We start from the raw sequence: 17,577 nt of genomic DNA on the forward strand, positions 1-17,577 counted from the left end.
GCACGTGCGCCGGCAAGGCGCTACGCAGACGGTGCATGCGCTTTACTGTCACGCGGATCGCGGTGCAGGCAGGCTGGGGCGTGGTTGCGCCTGGCGGCAGCCGACCTCCACCACCGGCCTGCCGCGCGCGGTGCAACGCCCCCTCCCGATCGAGAGCCATCCTGCATGCATACCATCCTCCCCGGCAGTGAACGCCAACCCGTGCCCGCCACGCTCCAGGCAGGGCCACCGCGAGGGGATGAGCGCCTGCGCGTGCTGCTGGTGCTGCGCATGCCGGCGCTCAACGCCGCCGCCGAGGTCTTGCTGCAGCTGCAGGCAGGCACCTTGCCGGTGGCATTCTCGCGTGAGGAATTCAGTGCACGCTTTGCGGCCAGCCAGGCCGATCTGCAGGCGGTCGCGCAGTTCGCGGCCAGCTACGGGCTCAGGGTGGAGCGCGCGCATGCCGACAGCGGCAACGTCATCCTGGAAGGCAGCGTGCAGCAGTGCGAAGCCGCTTTCCAGGTGAGCCTGCGCGAGTACGTGGACGGTGCAATGCGTTATCGCGGCCGCACCGGCCCGGTATCGATCCCGCAGACGCTCGACGGCATCGTCACCGGCGTGCTGGGGCTGGATGCGCGCCCGCAGGCGCAGACCCTGCCCGCCGCACCCACGCCCGTGCCCACACGAGCGGCGCCCCAGGCACCCACGCCACCGGTGGCACCGGCAGAAGGCCACGCGCCGATCATGCAGTACACGCCGCCGCAACTGGCCCAGCTCTACGGCTTTCCCGAGCACGACGGGCACGGGCAGTGCATCGGCATCATCGTGCTGGGCGGCGGTTACACGCGCGCACAGATGCAGACCTACTTCGCGCAGCTGCGCCTGCCCATGCCCACCCTGGTGGATGTGGTGCTGCCGGGCGCCGACAATGTCGCCGGGACCGGCACCGACGATGCCGATGTCGAAGCGCAGATGGATATCCAGATCGCCGGTGCCATCGCACCGGGCGCCAAACTGGTGATCTATTTCGCCCCCAATACCGACAACGGGTTTCTCGAAGCGATCAATGCCGCCATCCACGATGCCGAGCACGCGCCCGGCGTGATCGGCATCAGCTGGGGCTTCACCGAAGCGCAGTGGACGCCGCAATCGCGCCAGGCCTACGACTGCGCGTTTCAGGCAGCGGCGTTGCTGGGCATTACGGTGTGCATCGCCGCCGGCGACGACGGGGCCAGCGATGGGCAGCCCGGCTTGAACGTGTGCTTTCCGGCATCCAGCCCGTTCGTGCTGGCCTGTGGCGGCACCCGACTGCAGGTCACGGCGGACAGCGCCGACGAGCAGGCGTGGGCCAACGGCGGCGGCGGACAAAGCAGGTTTTTCGCGCGCCCGGCCTGGCAGAAGGATCTGCGCCTGACCGATGCGCAGCACCAATCTCGACAACTGCGCATGCGCGGCGTTCCCGATGTGGCCGCCAACGCCGATGCGCAGACCGGCTACTACCTGTCGATCAACGGGCAGCCGGCGGTGATGGGCGGGACCAGTGCCGCCGCACCGTTATGGGCCGCCTTGCTGGCACGCATCTACGGTGCAAACGGTATGCAACCCCACTTCGTGCTGCCACGCCTGTACGGACGACCGGATGCGTTCCGCGACATCGTTGCCGGCGACAACGCCGGCTTCCGCGCATCCGCCGGCTGGGATGCCAACACGGGATTGGGCGTGCCCGACGGCGCACGCCTGACCGACGCGCTGCGACCGGACCGAGAGCGCCGCGAGTGATACCGCGGGCGGCCATTACAGCGCACGGGGCCAGCACCAACGCCCGCGTCTAAGCGTGGTGACTGCCGCCACATTCGCCGCTCCCCTCTCGGCTCTCTGCAGGTTTGCCTGACGCAGGCGACTTGCGCGCGGCGCCTACGACGCGGCCGATGTTTCAGCATCAGGCAGGCGCCTCGTGGTCTGCGCACGCTATCGCCCCTGCCATTTGACCGCATGACTTTCCGGCCGGGCCCGACGCCTGCTGCCTCGGCCACACTTGCCGCACGTCCACTGCCGTGGCGTGCGCTTGCGGCAACGCGGACGCGCGCATTCCACAAGGAACGTTATGCAGATTCCCTTCTATCGCAAAGCGAGCAGCAGCGACACAGCCAGAGCCCGTTCCGCTACATCACCGGTCGTGCCCACTCGCCTGCGACGTCGCAAGCTGTGGTCGGCGGTGCTCATGCTCATCACGCCCTGCATCGCGCAGGCACAGGTGGACCTGTCGCAGCTGGATGCAGAGATGGCTGCGCCACGCACGCAGGTGCTGGTTCTTGGCAGCGTGCACCTGTCACAGCTGCCCAAGGGCAGCGATGTCTCTGCCGCGCGACTGCAACCGTTGCTGGACCGGCTGGCGGCCTACAAGCCCACCATCATCACGACGGAGGATCTTTCGGGCGAAACCTGCGATTTGATGCGCCGGCACCCTTCGGTCTATCTGCCGGAAGACACCGCCACCTATTGTCCGGACACCACCGACGCCGCGCGGGCCACTGGTCTGGATGTGCCAACCGCCGTTGGCCAGACGCGTACCACACTGAAGTCCTGGCCGGACGCACCGACCCCGGCACAACGTCGCCAGCTGGCAGGGTTGTTTCTGGCCGCGGGCGATCCCTCCTCTGCGCTCGTGCAATGGCTGCAGCTGGCGCATGCAGAGCAGTACGCCGGCGACGGGTTGGATGCCGCGCTGGTCGCACACTTGCGCAAGGCAGAGGACCACCCCAACGAGAGCAACCAGATCGCCGCGCGGCTGGCAGCACGGCTTGGTTTACAGCGTGTGTACCCTGCCGACGATCACACCGGCGACAACGTCGATCTGGGCGATCCGGCGGCCTACGGCAAGGCGATTCAAGCAGCCTGGGACAAGGCCGCGCCACGTGCACGCGGCATGCGTGCGCATGAAGACACCCTGGCTGGCGAAGGCAGACTGCTGGAGCTCTACCGCGCGATCAATCTACCAGCCAGCCAGCAGTTGGCCATCGCGGTGGACTTTCGCGCCGCATTGAGCGAAAGCTCGACGCAGCACTATGGGTATCGCTACGTCTCCGGTTGGGAAATCCGCAACCTGCGCATGGTGTCCAATGTCCGCGCCAGCTTTGCCGACCAACCCGGTGCACGCGTGCTTGCAGTGGTCGGTGCCATGCACAAGCCCTGGTTCGATCAGTGGCTAGGCCAACTACAGGGCGTGGATATCGTGGACGCGGCGCAGGTGTTGGGCCGTGACGAGCAATGACGGCAATGAGTACCACGATTGCAGCATGACGCTTTCGGTCAAGTGCACAGTGACCTCATCGCGTCTGACTTGCAGCAAATACCGCAGCGTCGAGGGTGGCGTCCTCACCGCTCGTGGGGCCGTGGGCGGCATGGATGCCGCGCCAGAGCTTATAGGGACGTACTTACAGCGTGTCCTGCGATGGTGGGTGGGCAAGGGCTCTGCAGCACACGCAAGACGTCGAGGGCGCGGTGCCCTCACCGCTCGCGGGACACGCCGTAAACCCATCCATGGGGGCTCCGTGGCGGGATCCATGCCGCCAACAGTCCCGCAATCGGTGAGGACACCGCACCAGACAGTTGGCTGTTGGTTTTGTCGAAGAGCAAAGAACCGCGTCGCCAGCTCGCTAGTCGCTGTTGAGATCCATGCAAACCGACCATCTCGACTGGTCCTTGCCCGCTCACCGTCGCGGGACCTTGAGCGGCATGGATACCGCGCCAGAGCCTCCAGGGACGGATTCACGGCGTGTCCCGCGATGGTGGGCGGGCAAGGGCCCTGCAACAAACGCAAAGATGTCGAGTGCGCGGTACCCTCACCGCACCAGATAGTTGGCTGCCGCCTTTACTGAAGAGCGGAATCAGCGCACCGGACAGTTTGCAGGCTGTTTTATTGAAAACTCTACGCACCGACCAACTTGACTGGTCCTTGCCCGCTCACCGTCGCGGGACCTTGAGCGGCATGGATGCCGCGCCAGAGCCTCCAGGGACGGATTCACGGCGTGTCCCGCGATGGTGGGCGGGCAAGGGCCCTGCAGCAAACGCAAAGATGTCGAGTGCGCGGTACCCTCACCGCACCAGATAGTTGGCTGCCGCCTTTACTGAAGAGCGGAATCAGCGCACCGGACAGTTCGCAGGTTATGTTTTTTGAAACGGTACGCACCGACCAACTTGACTGGTCCTTGCCCGCCCACCGTCGCGGGACCTTGAGCGGCATGGATGCCGCGCCAGAGCCTCCAGGGACGGATTCACGGCGTGTCCCGCGATGGTGGGCGGGCAAGGGCCCTGCAGCAAACGCAAAGAACTCAAGGGCGCGTTGCCCCACCAGATAGTTAGCTGGTGGCTTTATTGAAGAACAAAATCACCGCACCAGAAATTCTGCCGGATGTTTGATCGAAAGCTATGCGCACCGACCACATCCACTAGTCCTTGCAGCCAAGCAGCAGACGGATGTCGCCGGGTACGCGACCACACCGACAGCCGTGTACCCGGTGTATCGGGACGACAAGGGCAGTCATCCACTCCGCACGGCTTAGGTCAACACGTCCAGCAAGCTACCCAACATCTCGTCGGAACGCCGCAGCGCGGTGGCATTTGCCTGGAAATCGTTGCGTGCCGACAGCCCTTCCACCAGATCGGTGGCCGGCGCCGATGGATCCGCACTGGCATCGACGACGCTGGCGGCCACGCCGCCATTGGCCTGCGTGCTGGCGGCAACGGACTGCCGTGGGCTGCCGTCCACCGGCTGGCGCGCCACATTGCTGGCGGCTACCTGCTGGCGCAGTGCGGCCACCTGCATTCCGGAACTGGCGATGCTGTTGATGCTCATGATGGCTCCAGTGCAAAAACTACAAAAAAAAGCGAGGGCGCGCGTTTACTCACCAACCGGCGCAGCGCCGATCACAACCGCGCCGCGCTGCTGTCGCGTTTACCGCAAGCTAACCGCTGGGCGAGCCTTTTTTACGCGGATGGACCCAGCGAACAGCAACTGCGACCCACCTGCTCCACATCCACATGTCCTACCTAGCAACTGCGACAACGCCGGCCTCACGGCCGCATGGTCGCCTCGCCCACGCTCAATACGTGCCCACCCGCACGCGCAACACCACAGGTACATTGCCGGCCGCATCCACACGCCAGAAGTTGAGCCCGTAGTCGGTCTGGTCGCCGTTGAGCTGCCTTTCTACCTGCCAGCGCCCATCGACATACCGCCCCTGCTCCACCCGCAACAGTTGTCCATGACGGGTATCGGCTGCGTCGCGGAAAAATTCAATGCGCGCAGCCATGCCGGTCACCAGAAAGTCTTCCGGCCCCAGCTGGGCTACCAGCAACCGGCCTGCATGGTCGTCGTTGCCGGGTAGAATGGGCGGCGCATCGCCCCACATGGGCGCACCGAACGACACCTTGGCCTCCCACTCGCCGAAGCGCAGCATGCGCTGCGGCGCGCCGGGTTGTTCGGCCACTGCCTGCAGCCGGCCGTCGTAGGCGGCCTGCGCCAGAAGTCGCTGCATCGGCGCAAGCAGCTTGAAGTTGGCCGCGTGCGCAGCGATTGCGGCGCGGTTGGCCTCGCTGTCGGGGTTGCCATCCATGCCGAACACCGAAAATCCCACCCCGCCCTGCCCCAGTACATGGAACAGATAGGGCGCGGTGGCAGCTTCGAAGCCGGTTTCCGACACCCAGGCCGGGTTGTCGGGCCGCGCGTACTGGCCGATGACCTTGATGTATTCGTTGTAATCGTTGGTGTAGATGTCGGTGCCGATGAAGTCGATCGACGGCGTGGCCGCGCGCCATAGCGCGAACATGTTCACCGTGGCACCGCCGGAGGGATAGTCCATGCCCGGATAACGCTTGCCCTTGTAGCGCAGCCAGGTGTTCACGTAGAGCGGCAGCGGATACGCACGCTTGCCGGCGGCAGCCACCTGCTCGATGTAGGCGGCGGTGGCATGCGCGTTGAACGCTTCGGCCGCTTCGGCGCCGAACAGGTGCTGCCAGCTGCCCTGCGGCTTGCCCAGTGCACGCGCGATCTCGGCCGGCACCGATTGTGCGAACGCGGCCTCGCCGGCGGGGCCATGGTCGCGCACGGTGCCGATCGCACCGGGTTCGTTTTCCACCTGCACCAGGATCACCGTGTGGCGGTCGCCATCCACCTTGCGCAGGTGCTGCATCAACGCGGTGAACGCGCGCGCATCGGCCTGCATGTTGGCCGCCGCGTGTGGCGACAGCACATCCACCGGTTCGCCATTGGCATCGCGCATGCGCGGGTACGTGGTCTCGTCGCGCTTGATCCACTCCGGCACGTAATGCATCTGGCCGTTCTTCCAGCTGCCGAACCACAGCAAGGCCACGCGCAGGCCGCGCTTGCGTGCGCCGGCGATCAGTGCATCCACATTGGTGGTATCGAAGCGGCCCTGCGTCGGCTCGAACTGCTCCCAGTACACCGGCGCTTCCACGGTGTTGGCGTGCAGCGCGACCACCTCGTCCAGCGCCTTGGGCAGCACGGCTGGCCAGGCACTGGAGTTGTGCAGCTGCGCGGCCAGCACGGTGTATGGCGTGCCATCGACAAACAGCGCATGACGGCCGTTCTGGGTGACGAAGCGCGGCAGTTCTGCTGCGCTGGCAAGCAGCGGCACACCGACTGCAAGTAACACCAGCGGCCACAGCAGCGCCGCGAGGCGGCCACGCGGCTGCGGTATTTTCAGGGCAAGCACATGCATCATCGCGCCTCCGACGGTAGTGAGTTCCAGTGCGGCGTGGGTTCGTTGCGCAGGTGGCGCACGAAGAAGTCGTATTGACGGCGTTGCACATAGTCGATCGGCCCGCTGGAGCGGCCCACCGAATGCTCGCCACCGGGCACGTTGAGCAGATCGAACTGCTTGCCGGCCTTGATCAAGGCATCGACCACCTGCGCAGTGGAGGCCGGGTCGACATTGCTGTCCTGCTCGCCGACGATCAGCAGCAGGTCGCCCTGCAGCTTGCTGGCGTTGACCACGCCGGATGCCTGCGCATAGCTCGCATCCACCGGCCAGCCCATCCACTGCTCGTTCCAGCTGATCTTGTCCATGCGGTTGTCGTAGCAACCTGCAAACGCCACGCCCACTTTGTAGAACTCCGGATGGCGTTCGAGTGCACCCAGCGTGCTCTGCCCGCCGGCCGATGCGCCATAGATGCCGACCCGGCTGATGTCGTACGAAGGATCCTTCGCGGCCAGCGCGCGATGCCAGGCGATACGGTCGGCAAAGCCGGAATCGCCCAGATTTTTCCACGCCACATCGTGAAACGCCTTGGACCGATTGGCGGTGCCCATGCCGTCGATCATCACCACGATGAAACCCAGATCGGCCTGCGCCTGCATGCCGATCTGCTTGTCGCCGCCGGAGTGGTAGCCGAACGGCCAGAACGTCTTGGGCACGAAAGCGTCGTGCGGCCCGGCGTAGATGTTTTCGATCACCGGGTATGTTTTGTGCGGGTCGTAATCGCGCGGGCGCACCACCATGCCCCAGATATCGGTGGTGCCATCGCGGCCCTTGGCCACGAAGGTCTCCGGCGCGCGCCACCCGGCGGCCTGCAGCCTGCCGATATCGCCGCGCTCAACGGTGTGCAGCAGTTGCCCATCGATGGCGTGCAGCTCCATCACCGGCGGCAGATCCGGGCGCGAATACACATCCACGTAATGCCGGCCGTCGTTGGCAATGGCCACGTCGTGATCCGCATTGGCGTGGGTGAGCCAGGTCAAGTGGCGACCATCGAAATCCACGCGGTAGAGCTGCCGGTAGTACGGGTCCTTGCCGGCGTCCATGCCGCTGGCAGTGAACCAGATGCGGCGCTGCGCATCGTCCACGCGCAGCACATCGCGCACCACCCACTGCCCGCGGGTGATCTGGCGTTTGACCTTGCCGCTGAGGCCATCGAACAGATACAGATGCCGCCAACCGTCACGTTCCGAAATCCACAACACCTCATCGCCGCGCCCATCCACGTCGTGGCGAAAGCTGCGGTCGGCATACACGAAGGTACGCGCATCTTCGCCAACGGCCACATGCGCGCGTGCAGTGCGCGCATCCACTTCAATCACGCGCATCTGCTGAAAGCCGCGCTGCACGTACTCGAACGCCACACTACGGCCATCGCTGCGCCATTGCAGCGGCGATAGCGAATATGGGGTGGCGAACAAGGCGTTATCCACCACGCGCCGGCTGCCATCCACGGCCAGCAGCACCGGCCGTTCCACATCCACCGCATCGCCCGGCTTGGGATACAGCTGGGTGTGCACCACCGGCTGAAGGCGACCAGCCGGTGCAGCCTCCACACGGGTGACCCGGCGCGCAGTGCCCGGACGTACCCGATACACCGCCAGCTGCTGCGAATCAGGCGACCAGGCAATGCTCTCCGGATCGAAATAGTCTTCCGCACGGCCATCGTCGGTGCGCTGGACCAGCTGGCCATCGGCCACCCGGCGCACGACCAGGTTCCAGCCATCGGCTAGCGCCTCCCACTGCCCGTCAGGCGAACGGCGTGGCGTGGTATCGGCCACCACGTCCGGGTCGCGCACCACGCCAAAGCCACGCGGCCGCTGTTGCCCCTGCGGCTGCCGGCCGGGATCGTCGGGCGCGCAGCGGTAGGTGGTCAAGGTACAGCGCCACGCAGCGTCCTCGATGGCGAACACGATCGCCCCGTCCTCACGCGCGCCTTCCTGCGCATACGCAAACCGCTCGAATGGCAACATCAACGCCGCATAGGCAGTGCCGGTGGCTGCCTGCAGCGCCTGGGCCACGCGCGCCTGATCGAAGGCGGGTTGCTTGTGCAACGTGGCGACGTCCACGCGCATGAAGGCGAAACCGCCAGGCACCGTCTTGCGGTAATGGAAGGTGCCGTTGTCCTGCCAGTGCGCCGGCCAGGCGACGTTCTCGGTCAGCGTGCTCCAGTGCGCGCGCAGACCCAGCGAACGTTGGTAATCGGCCACGCTAGGTGCCGCGTGCGCAGCGGTTGCAAGCAACAGCATGCAGGCGGCCATGGCGCGCGAGGCCTGCGCCAGCCATGCGCATCGCAAGGCATCACTCACCATCGTCCTCCTCCAATGCCAGTTCGTCGCTGCGCAAACCGCTGCGCGCGCCCCAGTGGTAAATGAAGAACGCGATCACCGCCACGCTCAACGTATCGAACGGATGGACGATCCAACCGTGTCCACCGAAGGTGCCGGCCCACGACACCAGCATCACCAGCACGAAGAACACGATCAGCCACAACGACGCGCGCACCTGCCGCAACAGGCACGTGCGGCCCTCGCGCGATGGCAGGCGATACAGCACGTACAGCGCAAACGCCAGCACCTGCAAGCCCAGCAACCACGACAACGTGGGCCAGGTGGACCAGTAAACGATCAACGCCGCCACCATGAACGACAGCGGCCCCAGCACCGCCAGGCCGCGCACGAAAAACGGGCGCGGCAACTCCGGCGCGCTGCGGCGTAGGGCTGCCACCGTCACCGGCGCCACCGCATAGCTCAGCACCAGCGCGGCCGACACCACGCCGATCAAGGTTTCCCATGAGGGGAACGGCAAGGTCCAGAAGATCGACAAGCCCAGGCTCAACCACAACGCCGGACGCGGGATGCCCGACGCCGGGTCCACCCGCGTCAGCACTGGCAGGAACCCGCCGCTACGTGCCCAGCCGTACACCACGCGCGGGGTGGCATTCATGTAGATATTGCCGGTACCGCTGGGCGACACCATGGCATCGCATATCACCAGTGCGGCCAGCCACGCCATGCCCAGGGCCAGTGCGATGTCGTGGTACGGCAGCGAGAAGGCCTTGTCAATGCCGGTCCATCCTTGCGCAAGCTGTGCGGCCGGAATGCTGCCCAGAAACGCCAGCTGCAGCAGCACGTAGATCACCGTGGACAGCGCCACCGACAGGATCAAGGCGATGGGAATATTGCGCTGCGGGTCGCGTACTTCGCTGGCCACCGACACGATCGGGGTCAACCCCAGATACGCGAAGATGATGCCGCCGGCGGAGATCGCCGCTTCCACCCCGGCCATGCCCGAGGGTGCGAACCCGTGCATGCTCAGATTGGCGGCATTGAAGTGCTTCATCAGCAGCACGATCACCAAAATCGGCACCAGGAACTTGAAGATGCTGACGATATTGTTGGCCAGCGCAAAGGTCTTGACGCTGAAATAGTTGAGCAGGAAAAACAGCACCAGCAAGGCCAGCTGCACCAGCCAGCCCCAGATGCTGGGATGCGTGCTGTTGGGCTGACTCAACCACGGGAACCACGCCGCTGCATATTGCCGCGCCGCCTCCACTTCGATCGCGATCAAGCTGGAAAACGCGATAAGCGTGATGAAACCGGTCAGCGAGCCGAGCAAGGCGCCATGCGAATACTCCGGGTAGCGCACCACCCCGCCGGCGCGCGGCAACGCCGCACCGAGTTCGCAATAGACCAGACCCAGCAGCAAGACGGCGATGCCGCCGAGGATCCACGACACGATGCCGGCCGGCCCCGCAATCGAGGACACATGGCTGGCCGAAAACAACCACCCGGAACCGAAGATCGAACCCAGCCCGATAAAGGTCAGGTCGGTCAGGCTGAGCCGCTTGTGGAACTTGCCTTGCGTGGCCATGGTGCCCCCGTTGGAAAGGTTGTAGGCGATTCCTAACTGCTGCTATTCCCTTCTCCCTTCGGGAGAAGGTGCCCCGAAGGGGCGGATGAGGGTACGTGCGCAGCCTCGTGCCGTTTCGACCCTGCGCGGCTTCGCTTCGTACCCTCACCCCAACCCCCGCTCCGCGCCCCGGCCCGCGCTTGTGGCGCGGGCGCTCCAAGGCACGCGCGCCAGTGGCGCGCAAACTGTGTCTTCTCGCCCCGTCGGGAGAGGGGCTCAGCATTGCTACTGCTTCGACACCTCCTGCGCCCAAGGCGACTTCCCGCCCTCGGCGATGAAGCGGTCGACGCGCTGCTCCAGCACCGGTAGCGGCACCGAGCCGGTTTCCAGGATCGCGTCGTGGAAGGCGCGGATGTCGAACTTCTCGCCGAGCGCGGCTTCGGCCTTGTGCCGCAATTCGATGATCTTCAACTCGCCCAGGTAGTACGACAGCGCCTGCCCCGGCCAGGCGATATAGCGGTCCACCTCGGTGGTCACTTCGTGTTCGCTCAGCGCGGTGTTGTCGCGCAGATATGCCTGCGCCTGTTCGCGCGTCCAGCCCTTGTGATGCAGACCGGTGTCGATCACCAAACGGCAGGCACGCCACATCTGATAGGTGAGATAGCCGAAGCGGTCATAGGGCGTGTCGTACATGCCCATTTCCTGGCCCAGGTACTCCGAATACAACGCCCAGCCTTCGCCATACGCGGAGATGTAGCCGTAGCGGCGGAACTCCGGCAAGCCCTGCGCCTCCGCCGCCAACGGCATCTGCAATGCGTGGCCGGGCGAAGATTCATGCAAGGTCAGCGCGGTCAGGTTGTACAGCGGCCGCGACGGCAGGTTGTAGGTATTGACCAGATAGATGCCCGGGCCGCCACGACCGCCGGTGTAGAACGGCGCCAGCTCCGGTGGCACCGGTTCGATCGCAAAACGCCGGCGCGGCAGCCGGCCGATGTAGTCGCCCACCTTGGCATCCACGCGCTTGGCGATCCATGCCGCCTGCTTGAGCAGTTCGTCCGGGGTCTTGGCGTAGAACTGCGGGTCGGTGCGCAGGAAATGCAGGAATGCCGGAAACACCGCCTGTCCGGCCGGCGCTTTGAAGCCGCTGGCCGCGATGGTCTGGTCCATCTGCGTCCGCAGCTTGGCAACCTCGTCCAGACCGATCTGGTGGATCTGATCGGGGCTCACCTCCAGCGTGGTGAACTCGCGAATCTGCGCGCGGTAATAGTCCTTGCCATCCGGCAGCGCTTCACCGGCCAGCGTGGTGCGTGCACGCGGCTGATACTCAGTGCGGATGAAGTCCAGCAACTTGGCATACGCCGGCACCACCTGCGCGTTGATGGTCTCCACGGCCTGCGCCCGCAGCTGCGCCTGCACCGCTGGCGGCACTGTGGCCGGCATCTGCTTGAACGGTGCGTAGAACAGATTGGCCTGACCCCTGGCCTGCGCCACATCGGCGATGGATTGATCGCGTCCTGTCAGCGTGACCTTCGGCTGGCTGAAACCGCGCGCCAGCCCGGCGCGCATGTTGTCGGTGTGCTCGGCGAAATAGCGCGGGATATCGGCCAGCATCTTCAGATAGCGCTGATAATCCTCGCGCGTGCGCAACTTGGCCTCGGCGCTGAAGCCCAGGTCGCTCCAGAACGCCGAATCACTGTTGAACGGCATTTCCCAGGCGCGAAACCGTTGCTGGTCCAGCAACACCAGCAACTGCTGGCGGTACACCTGGTAACTCACCTGATCTTCGGCAGACAACTGCGCCTGCGGGATGCCATCCAGTTCCTTCAACGCCTGTTGCCAGTACGTCGTGCGCTGGTTCTGCGTGGCCACATCCACCTTGGGCAGGTGGTCGGATTGTTGTTCCTGCGTGGCCTGGTTGTCTTCATCCACCGCGCCGGACAACTGCGCCTGCCGCCAGCGCCATTCGCGCGTGTAAAGCGCTTTGAAACGTGCCGCCGCGCGGTCTTGCGTGGTTGCTGCGGGTGCAGGTGCTACAGCCTGCGCTTGCACGGCGGCAGTACCCAGACCGGAGGCAATCAACACGCTCAATGCGCACGCGCGCCAGACGCGGCTGGTCTTCATCCGCGTGCCTCCGGCGCCGCCTTGGCCTGCGCAATCCACTGCCGCACGCGCTGCTGCAACAGTGCCAGCGGCATCGCGCCGCCGCCCAGCACCGCATCGTGGAAGGCGCGCACATCGAAACGATCGCCCAGCTCCTTTTCCGCTTCCGCGCGCAATGCCAGGATCTGCAGCTGACTGAGCTTGTAGCCCAACGCCTGGCCCGGCCACACGATGTAGCGATCGGTTTCGGACTGGATGCTGGGCTCGTCGTCGGACGGATGCGCGTGGAAGAAGTCCACCATCTGCTGGCGATTCCAGTGCTTGTAGTGCACACCGGTGTCGAGCACCAGCCGGTTGGCGCGCAGCAACTCGCCAGACAGGCGGCCGTAGTCGTTGTACGGGTCCTTGAAGAAACCGATCTCCTTGCCCAGCCGCTCGGCATACAGCGCCCAGCCTTCGATGTAGGCGTTGTAGCCGGCCTGCTGGCGGAACGGCGGCAGGGGCAGCGTCTGCGCAAGCGAGATCTGCAGGTGATGCCCGGGCACGCCTTCGTGATAGGCGGTGGTTTCGATATTGACCAGCGTGCGGCTGGCGAAGTCGCTGGTGTTGACCTTCACGATTGCCGGCTTGGTGCCCTCCGGATTGCTTTGCCAATACTCGGCGCCGGGTGCGCTGCGGCGGAAGGCCGGCATCGCCTGCACTTCCAGCGGCGTCTTGGGCAGATGGCCGAACAGCTTGGGCAGCTCCGGTTCCATCGCCGCGATGTACTGCCGGTACTGCTGCAGGATCTGTTCGCCGGAGCTGGCAAAGTGGCGCTTGTCGGTCTCCACCGCCTTGCGGAAGCTGGCCAGATCGGCAAAGCCCTGCGCCTTGGCGATCACCGTCATCTCCCCTTCGATGCGCGCCACTTCCTTCAAACCGATCTGGTGGATCTCCTCCGGCGCCATGTCGGTGGTGGTCTGGGTGTGGACGGCGTAGCGATAACGGCGCTCGCCATCGGGCAGCGACCACACGCCTTCCTGCGCGCGCCCTTGCGCGGCGTATTCGTCGCGCACGAACGCAGCCAATTTGCCGTAGGCCGGGCGCACCTGTTGATCGATCGCGGCGAACACTTGTTGACGCAGCGCGTCGCGTTGATCGGCCGGCACCGCCGCATCGAGCTTTTTCAGCGGCGAGGCGAACGGGCTCTGCTCGCCGGTCAACGCGGCAATCTTGTCGATCTGCTCGGGCAGGCGCTCCAACAGATAGCGCGGCTGGGTGAGACCATCTTTCGCGCCCTGGCGCGACACCGCAATGACCTGCTCGATCACGGTCGGGATCGTCTGCAGCCGCTTGATGTAATCCTGGTAATCCTTGGCGTTTTCGAACGGAAACGCATCGCCATACCCGACCAGCGCCAACTGGATGCCGCCGATGGGCTCCAGCGGCATCGTGTAGGTCTTGAGGTCGATACCTTCCAGCTTGTCGCGCAATTGGCCCAGCATCATCTGCAGGCTGAGCTGGCGTTGCGCGTCCAGCGCCTTGGCATCCACTGCTTCGAACTGCGTGAGCAGGTCCGCGGTTGCGGCGCGCTCCGCCTGCACCGCTTCCAGCGAATAATCGCTCCAGCGGTCGTTGTAGCGCTTGTCGCCGATGATGCTGGCGAACTCCGGGTTGTGCTGCAGCTGGTATTGCCACTGTTTGTCCAGCAGCGCATCGAAGGCCTTGGCGGCTTGTTCGCTGCTATTCGCAGAGCCAGTGGCCGCAGCCGCCGTTTCCGCTGCCGGCGGTGCCGGCTTGCAGGCAGTAAACAATGCGGCGGCAAGCAGGCCGATGGCGACAGGACGCAGGTGGTTCATGCATTTACTCCAAGATGCAATGGCGGCCGTAGGAGCGCGCTTGCGCGCGATGGGCGTTACCGATAACGCCATTCGCGCGCAAGCGCGCTCCTACGGGTACATGAGTCTGGGCCGGCTCACGCAAACGGTTGATCGATCGCCAGCGACGGCGGCGTAAACCACTGCGCGCCCGCCTCGGTGACATAAAAATGGTCTTCAAGCCGCACGCCGAACTCACCGGGCACCACGATCATCGGCTCGTTGCTGGCGCACATGCCCGGCTGCAGCGGCTGCGCATTGCCGCGCACCAGATACGGCGCCTCATGAATCGCCAGACCGCAACCGTGGCCGGTGCGATGCGGCAGGCCGGGCAAGCGATAGTCCGGGCCCAGCCCTGCGGCTTCCAGCACCGTGCGCGCGGCCTGATCCACCGCTTCACAGGCCACGCCCGGGCGGATCGCCGCAAATGCCGCTGCCTGCGCGGCCTGCTCCAGGTCCCAGATGCGCTGCTGCGCAGCGTTGGGCGTGCCATAGATCCAGGTGCGGGTGATATCGGAGTGGTAGCCCTGCACGGTGCAGCCGGTGTCGATCAGCACCAGCTCGCCTTCGCGCAGGTGCTGCACGCCCGGGATGCCATGCGGAAATGCAGTGGCATGGCCGTATTGCACGATGCAGAAGGTCGAACCGTTGTCCGCGCCCAGCGCGCGATGCGCCTCGTCGATGAAACGCACCAGTTGATCGGTCCCGATGCCCTCGTGCGCGATGCCGGCGGCCAGCCGCTGCACCAGCTGGGTCATGTCGCAGGCCTGCTGCATCAACGCCAGCTCGGCCGGCGACTTGCACATGCGGCAGCCGTCGATGATCGCCCCCGCGTCGCGGATCGCCGTGCCCAGATGCGCGCGCAGACCGGTGTGCACGGCGAAGGCAATGCCCGGGTCCAGCGCCAAGGCATGCGCGTGGCGCTCGTCCATGGCCTGCACCACCAGCGCATACGGGTCGTCGTGTTCTTCCCACAGGTACTTGGCCACCGGGATCTTCAGCACCGCATCCAGCGAGCCTTCTTCGAACGCAGGACACATCAGCACCGGGTCGCCATTCAAGGTCAGCAGCAACGCCACCAGGCGCTCGCTCGCGCCCCATGGCACGCCGGTGAAATAGCGCAGCGAAGTACCGGCGCCGATCAATAGCGCATCCACGCCATGGGCGCGCATCAGGTTGCGTGCGCGTTCGATGCGGCGCCCGTATTCGTCCCCGGCGATCGGCGCGGCGCGTTGTGTCCACGGCGCCAGCTGCGCGCGCGCCTGCTCCAGCGACAGCCCGCCGATCTGTGCGCTCATGCACCTGCTCCCAGATCGGCCGTGCTCCAGTGCCCATCGACCAGCCGCGCCACCCCGCCCGGATTGCGCTGGCGCAATTCCGCAGGCAGCAGTGCATCGGGCACCGCGTCATAACTGTGCAGGGCCGCAAAACGGCCGATTGCACCGGGCATGCCCACGGCGGTGAAGCCCGGGTGCCCGGTGCTCGGGAACGGCCCGCCATGGTTCTGCGCGGCGCTCACGGCCACGCCGGTCGGCATCTTGCTGTTGATCAACCGCCCGACCCGCGCGCGCAACACAGGCGCGATGGCCTGCCAGGCCGCATCGTCGCTGCCATCGCCGGCGCGATACAGCGTACCGGTGAGATTGCCTTCGAACGCAGCCGCCACCTGCGCCATCTGCGCTGCGTCGGCCGCGCGCACCAGCAGGCTCACCGGGCCGAACGCTTCGGCCTGCAGTGCATGCGGGTTGGCGATGAACGCCTGCGCATCCACGCTCAACAGGGTCGGCGCATAGCGGTAGCCATCCTCGCCGGTGTGCCCGCCCGCCAGCACGCTGGCACCGGCAGCGCGCAGGCTGGCCACCCCGCGTTGCACACCGTCCACACCGGCCGCCGAGAACAGCACCATCGGCATGGCCGCTTCGAAGTGGGCCTTGGTGGCCGCAACGAACGCATCGCCGGCCGCACCGTGCGGCACCACCACCACACCGGGATTGGTGCAGAACTGCCCGCTGCCCAGCGTGCAGGACGCAAAGAAGTCCTGCGCCAGCGCATCGCCGCGTTCGGCCAGCGCGCCGGGCAACAGGAACACCGGGTTGACGCTGGACAGCTCGGCGTAGAACAGCACGCCTGCTGCGTCGGCCGCTGCCTTCAGCGCCAGCCCACCGGCACGGCTGCCGGTAAAACCAATCGCGCCCAGTCGCGCATCGCCGGCCAGCCGCACACCGATGGCGTTGTCGAAGTGATACAGCAACTGCACGGCCGCCGCCGGCAGACCGGCCGCAACCAGCGCCTGATGCGCCAGCTGCGCCATGCGCTGGCTGGTGGCCGGATGCAACGGATGCGCCTTGGCGATGACCGGATTACGCGCGGCGATCGCGCTGGCGAAATCGCTGCCGGCAATCGCATTGAACGCAAACGGGAAATTGTTCGGGCCGAACACCAGCACCGGCTTGCCCAATGGCGCCAGGTGCGAACGCAGATCGGCCGCGCGATCGATGATGGGATGGGTCCAGCTGTACGTGCGCACCGCCTGCGCGGCCTGGCGCAGTTGCCCGCTGGTGCGCGGCAGTTCATTGCCACGCAAGCGTGTGGGCGCCGGCAACGCGGTTTCGGCGTGCGCCAAGGCGACCAGGGTGTCGGCATCGGCATCCAGCGCGTCGGCATAGGCGTCCAGGAAGGCGGCGATGCGCTCCACCGGTGCAGCCGCCAGTTCCGCGGCCACCGCCTGCGCTGCGGCGACGGCGGCGTCCACATCGTCCGCGCCACTGATCGGAAACTGCGGGCCAATTGGCTCGCCGGTGGTCGGGTCGGCAGCGCGGAAGCTGCCGGCCGCGTGGCGGCTAGGTTGCCATTGGCCTGCCAGCAGCACCTCGGCGACGGTCGTGGGAATGGAGTGGTTCGTGTCGTTCATTGCGGCACCTTCGGTGACAGGGATGCAGGCCTGCGCACTGTGCGCCAGCGGCCGGCCAGAGAAGCGATGAGGATGCAGCACTGCATGCCACATCCGCAGCCGC

The 17,577-nt window shown here is 65.9% G+C and carries 10 protein-coding genes; 2 read left to right on the forward strand and 8 right to left on the reverse strand.

Annotation, left to right across the window (positions count from 1 at the left end):
* Positions 1–165 precede the first annotated feature (165 nt).
* Positions 166–1,758, forward strand: a complete 1,593-nt coding sequence (locus ACCQ12_RS11870; RefSeq protein WP_372381796.1) for a S53 family peptidase — start codon at positions 166–168, stop codon at positions 1,756–1,758.
* Positions 1,759–2,200: 442 nt separating this feature from the next.
* The gene (locus ACCQ12_RS11875) at positions 2,201–3,250 is read left to right on the forward strand and encodes a DUF5694 domain-containing protein (RefSeq protein ID WP_372381797.1); all 1,050 of its coding nucleotides are present in this window, start codon (positions 2,201–2,203) and stop codon (positions 3,248–3,250) included.
* Positions 3,251–4,537: 1,287 nt separating this feature from the next.
* Here ACCQ12_RS11875 and ACCQ12_RS11880 read toward each other — a convergent pair.
* The 8 genes from ACCQ12_RS11880 to ACCQ12_RS11915 form a co-directional block, all read right to left on the reverse strand.
* Entirely contained in the window at positions 4,538–4,834 is a 297-nt protein-coding gene (locus ACCQ12_RS11880; RefSeq protein WP_047697964.1) for a flagellar basal body rod protein FlgC, read from the reverse strand.
* A gap of 247 nt (positions 4,835–5,081) precedes the next feature.
* Complete coding sequence (locus ACCQ12_RS11885; protein WP_372381798.1) at positions 5,082–6,722, reverse strand: DUF5597 domain-containing protein; 1,641 nt, start codon at positions 6,720–6,722, stop codon at positions 5,082–5,084.
* Positions 6,719–9,067: a S9 family peptidase gene (locus ACCQ12_RS11890; protein ID WP_372381799.1), complete on the reverse strand. Its 2,349-nt coding sequence runs from the start codon at positions 9,065–9,067 to the stop codon at positions 6,719–6,721. The genes ACCQ12_RS11885 and ACCQ12_RS11890 overlap by 4 nt, the downstream gene beginning before the upstream one ends.
* A complete protein-coding gene (locus ACCQ12_RS11895) occupies positions 9,057–10,628 on the reverse strand; it encodes an APC family permease (protein WP_372381800.1) in 1,572 nt (523 codons plus the stop codon). The genes ACCQ12_RS11890 and ACCQ12_RS11895 overlap by 11 nt, the downstream gene beginning before the upstream one ends.
* 264 nt (positions 10,629–10,892) lie before the next feature.
* Positions 10,893–12,728 carry a DUF885 domain-containing protein gene (locus ACCQ12_RS11900; protein ID WP_372381801.1) on the reverse strand — a complete coding sequence of 612 codons (1,836 nt, stop codon included), beginning with the start codon at positions 12,726–12,728 and terminating at the stop codon, positions 10,893–10,895.
* Entirely contained in the window at positions 12,725–14,545 is a 1,821-nt protein-coding gene (locus tag ACCQ12_RS11905; protein WP_372381802.1) for a DUF885 domain-containing protein, read from the reverse strand. Before ACCQ12_RS11905 ends, ACCQ12_RS11900 begins: the two co-directional genes overlap by 4 nt.
* A 116-nt stretch (positions 14,546–14,661) precedes the next feature.
* The gene (locus ACCQ12_RS11910) at positions 14,662–15,861 is read right to left on the reverse strand and encodes a M24 family metallopeptidase (RefSeq protein WP_372381803.1); all 1,200 of its coding nucleotides are present in this window, start codon (positions 15,859–15,861) and stop codon (positions 14,662–14,664) included.
* Positions 15,858–17,474: an aldehyde dehydrogenase family protein gene (locus ACCQ12_RS11915; protein WP_372381804.1), complete on the reverse strand. Its 1,617-nt coding sequence runs from the start codon at positions 17,472–17,474 to the stop codon at positions 15,858–15,860. The genes ACCQ12_RS11910 and ACCQ12_RS11915 overlap by 4 nt, the downstream gene beginning before the upstream one ends.
* Between the last annotated feature and the right edge of the window lie 103 nt (positions 17,475–17,577).

The organism is Xanthomonas sp. NCPPB 1068, from assembly GCF_041479385.2.
GTDB classification, from domain to species: domain Bacteria; phylum Pseudomonadota; class Gammaproteobacteria; order Xanthomonadales; family Xanthomonadaceae; genus Xanthomonas; species Xanthomonas cannabis.

Coding starts and splice junctions, on each gene's coding strand:
- ACCQ12_RS11880 (WP_047697964.1), bottom strand. CDS start 4,834: ATGAGCATCAACAGCATCGCCAGTTCCGGAATGCAGGTGGCCGCACTG.
- ACCQ12_RS11900 (WP_372381801.1), bottom strand. CDS start 12,728: ATGAAGACCAGCCGCGTCTGGCGCGCGTGCGCATTGAGCGTGTTGATT.
- ACCQ12_RS11910 (WP_372381803.1), bottom strand. CDS start 15,861: ATGAGCGCACAGATCGGCGGGCTGTCGCTGGAGCAGGCGCGCGCGCAG.
- ACCQ12_RS11875 (WP_372381797.1), top strand. CDS start 2,201: ATGCTCATCACGCCCTGCATCGCGCAGGCACAGGTGGACCTGTCGCAG.
- ACCQ12_RS11885 (WP_372381798.1), bottom strand. CDS start 6,722: ATGATGCATGTGCTTGCCCTGAAAATACCGCAGCCGCGTGGCCGCCTC.
- ACCQ12_RS11870 (WP_372381796.1), top strand. CDS start 166: ATGCATACCATCCTCCCCGGCAGTGAACGCCAACCCGTGCCCGCCACG.
- ACCQ12_RS11905 (WP_372381802.1), bottom strand. CDS start 14,545: ATGAACCACCTGCGTCCTGTCGCCATCGGCCTGCTTGCCGCCGCATTG.
- ACCQ12_RS11915 (WP_372381804.1), bottom strand. CDS start 17,474: ATGAACGACACGAACCACTCCATTCCCACGACCGTCGCCGAGGTGCTG.
- ACCQ12_RS11895 (WP_372381800.1), bottom strand. CDS start 10,628: ATGGCCACGCAAGGCAAGTTCCACAAGCGGCTCAGCCTGACCGACCTG.
- ACCQ12_RS11890 (WP_372381799.1), bottom strand. CDS start 9,067: ATGGTGAGTGATGCCTTGCGATGCGCATGGCTGGCGCAGGCCTCGCGC.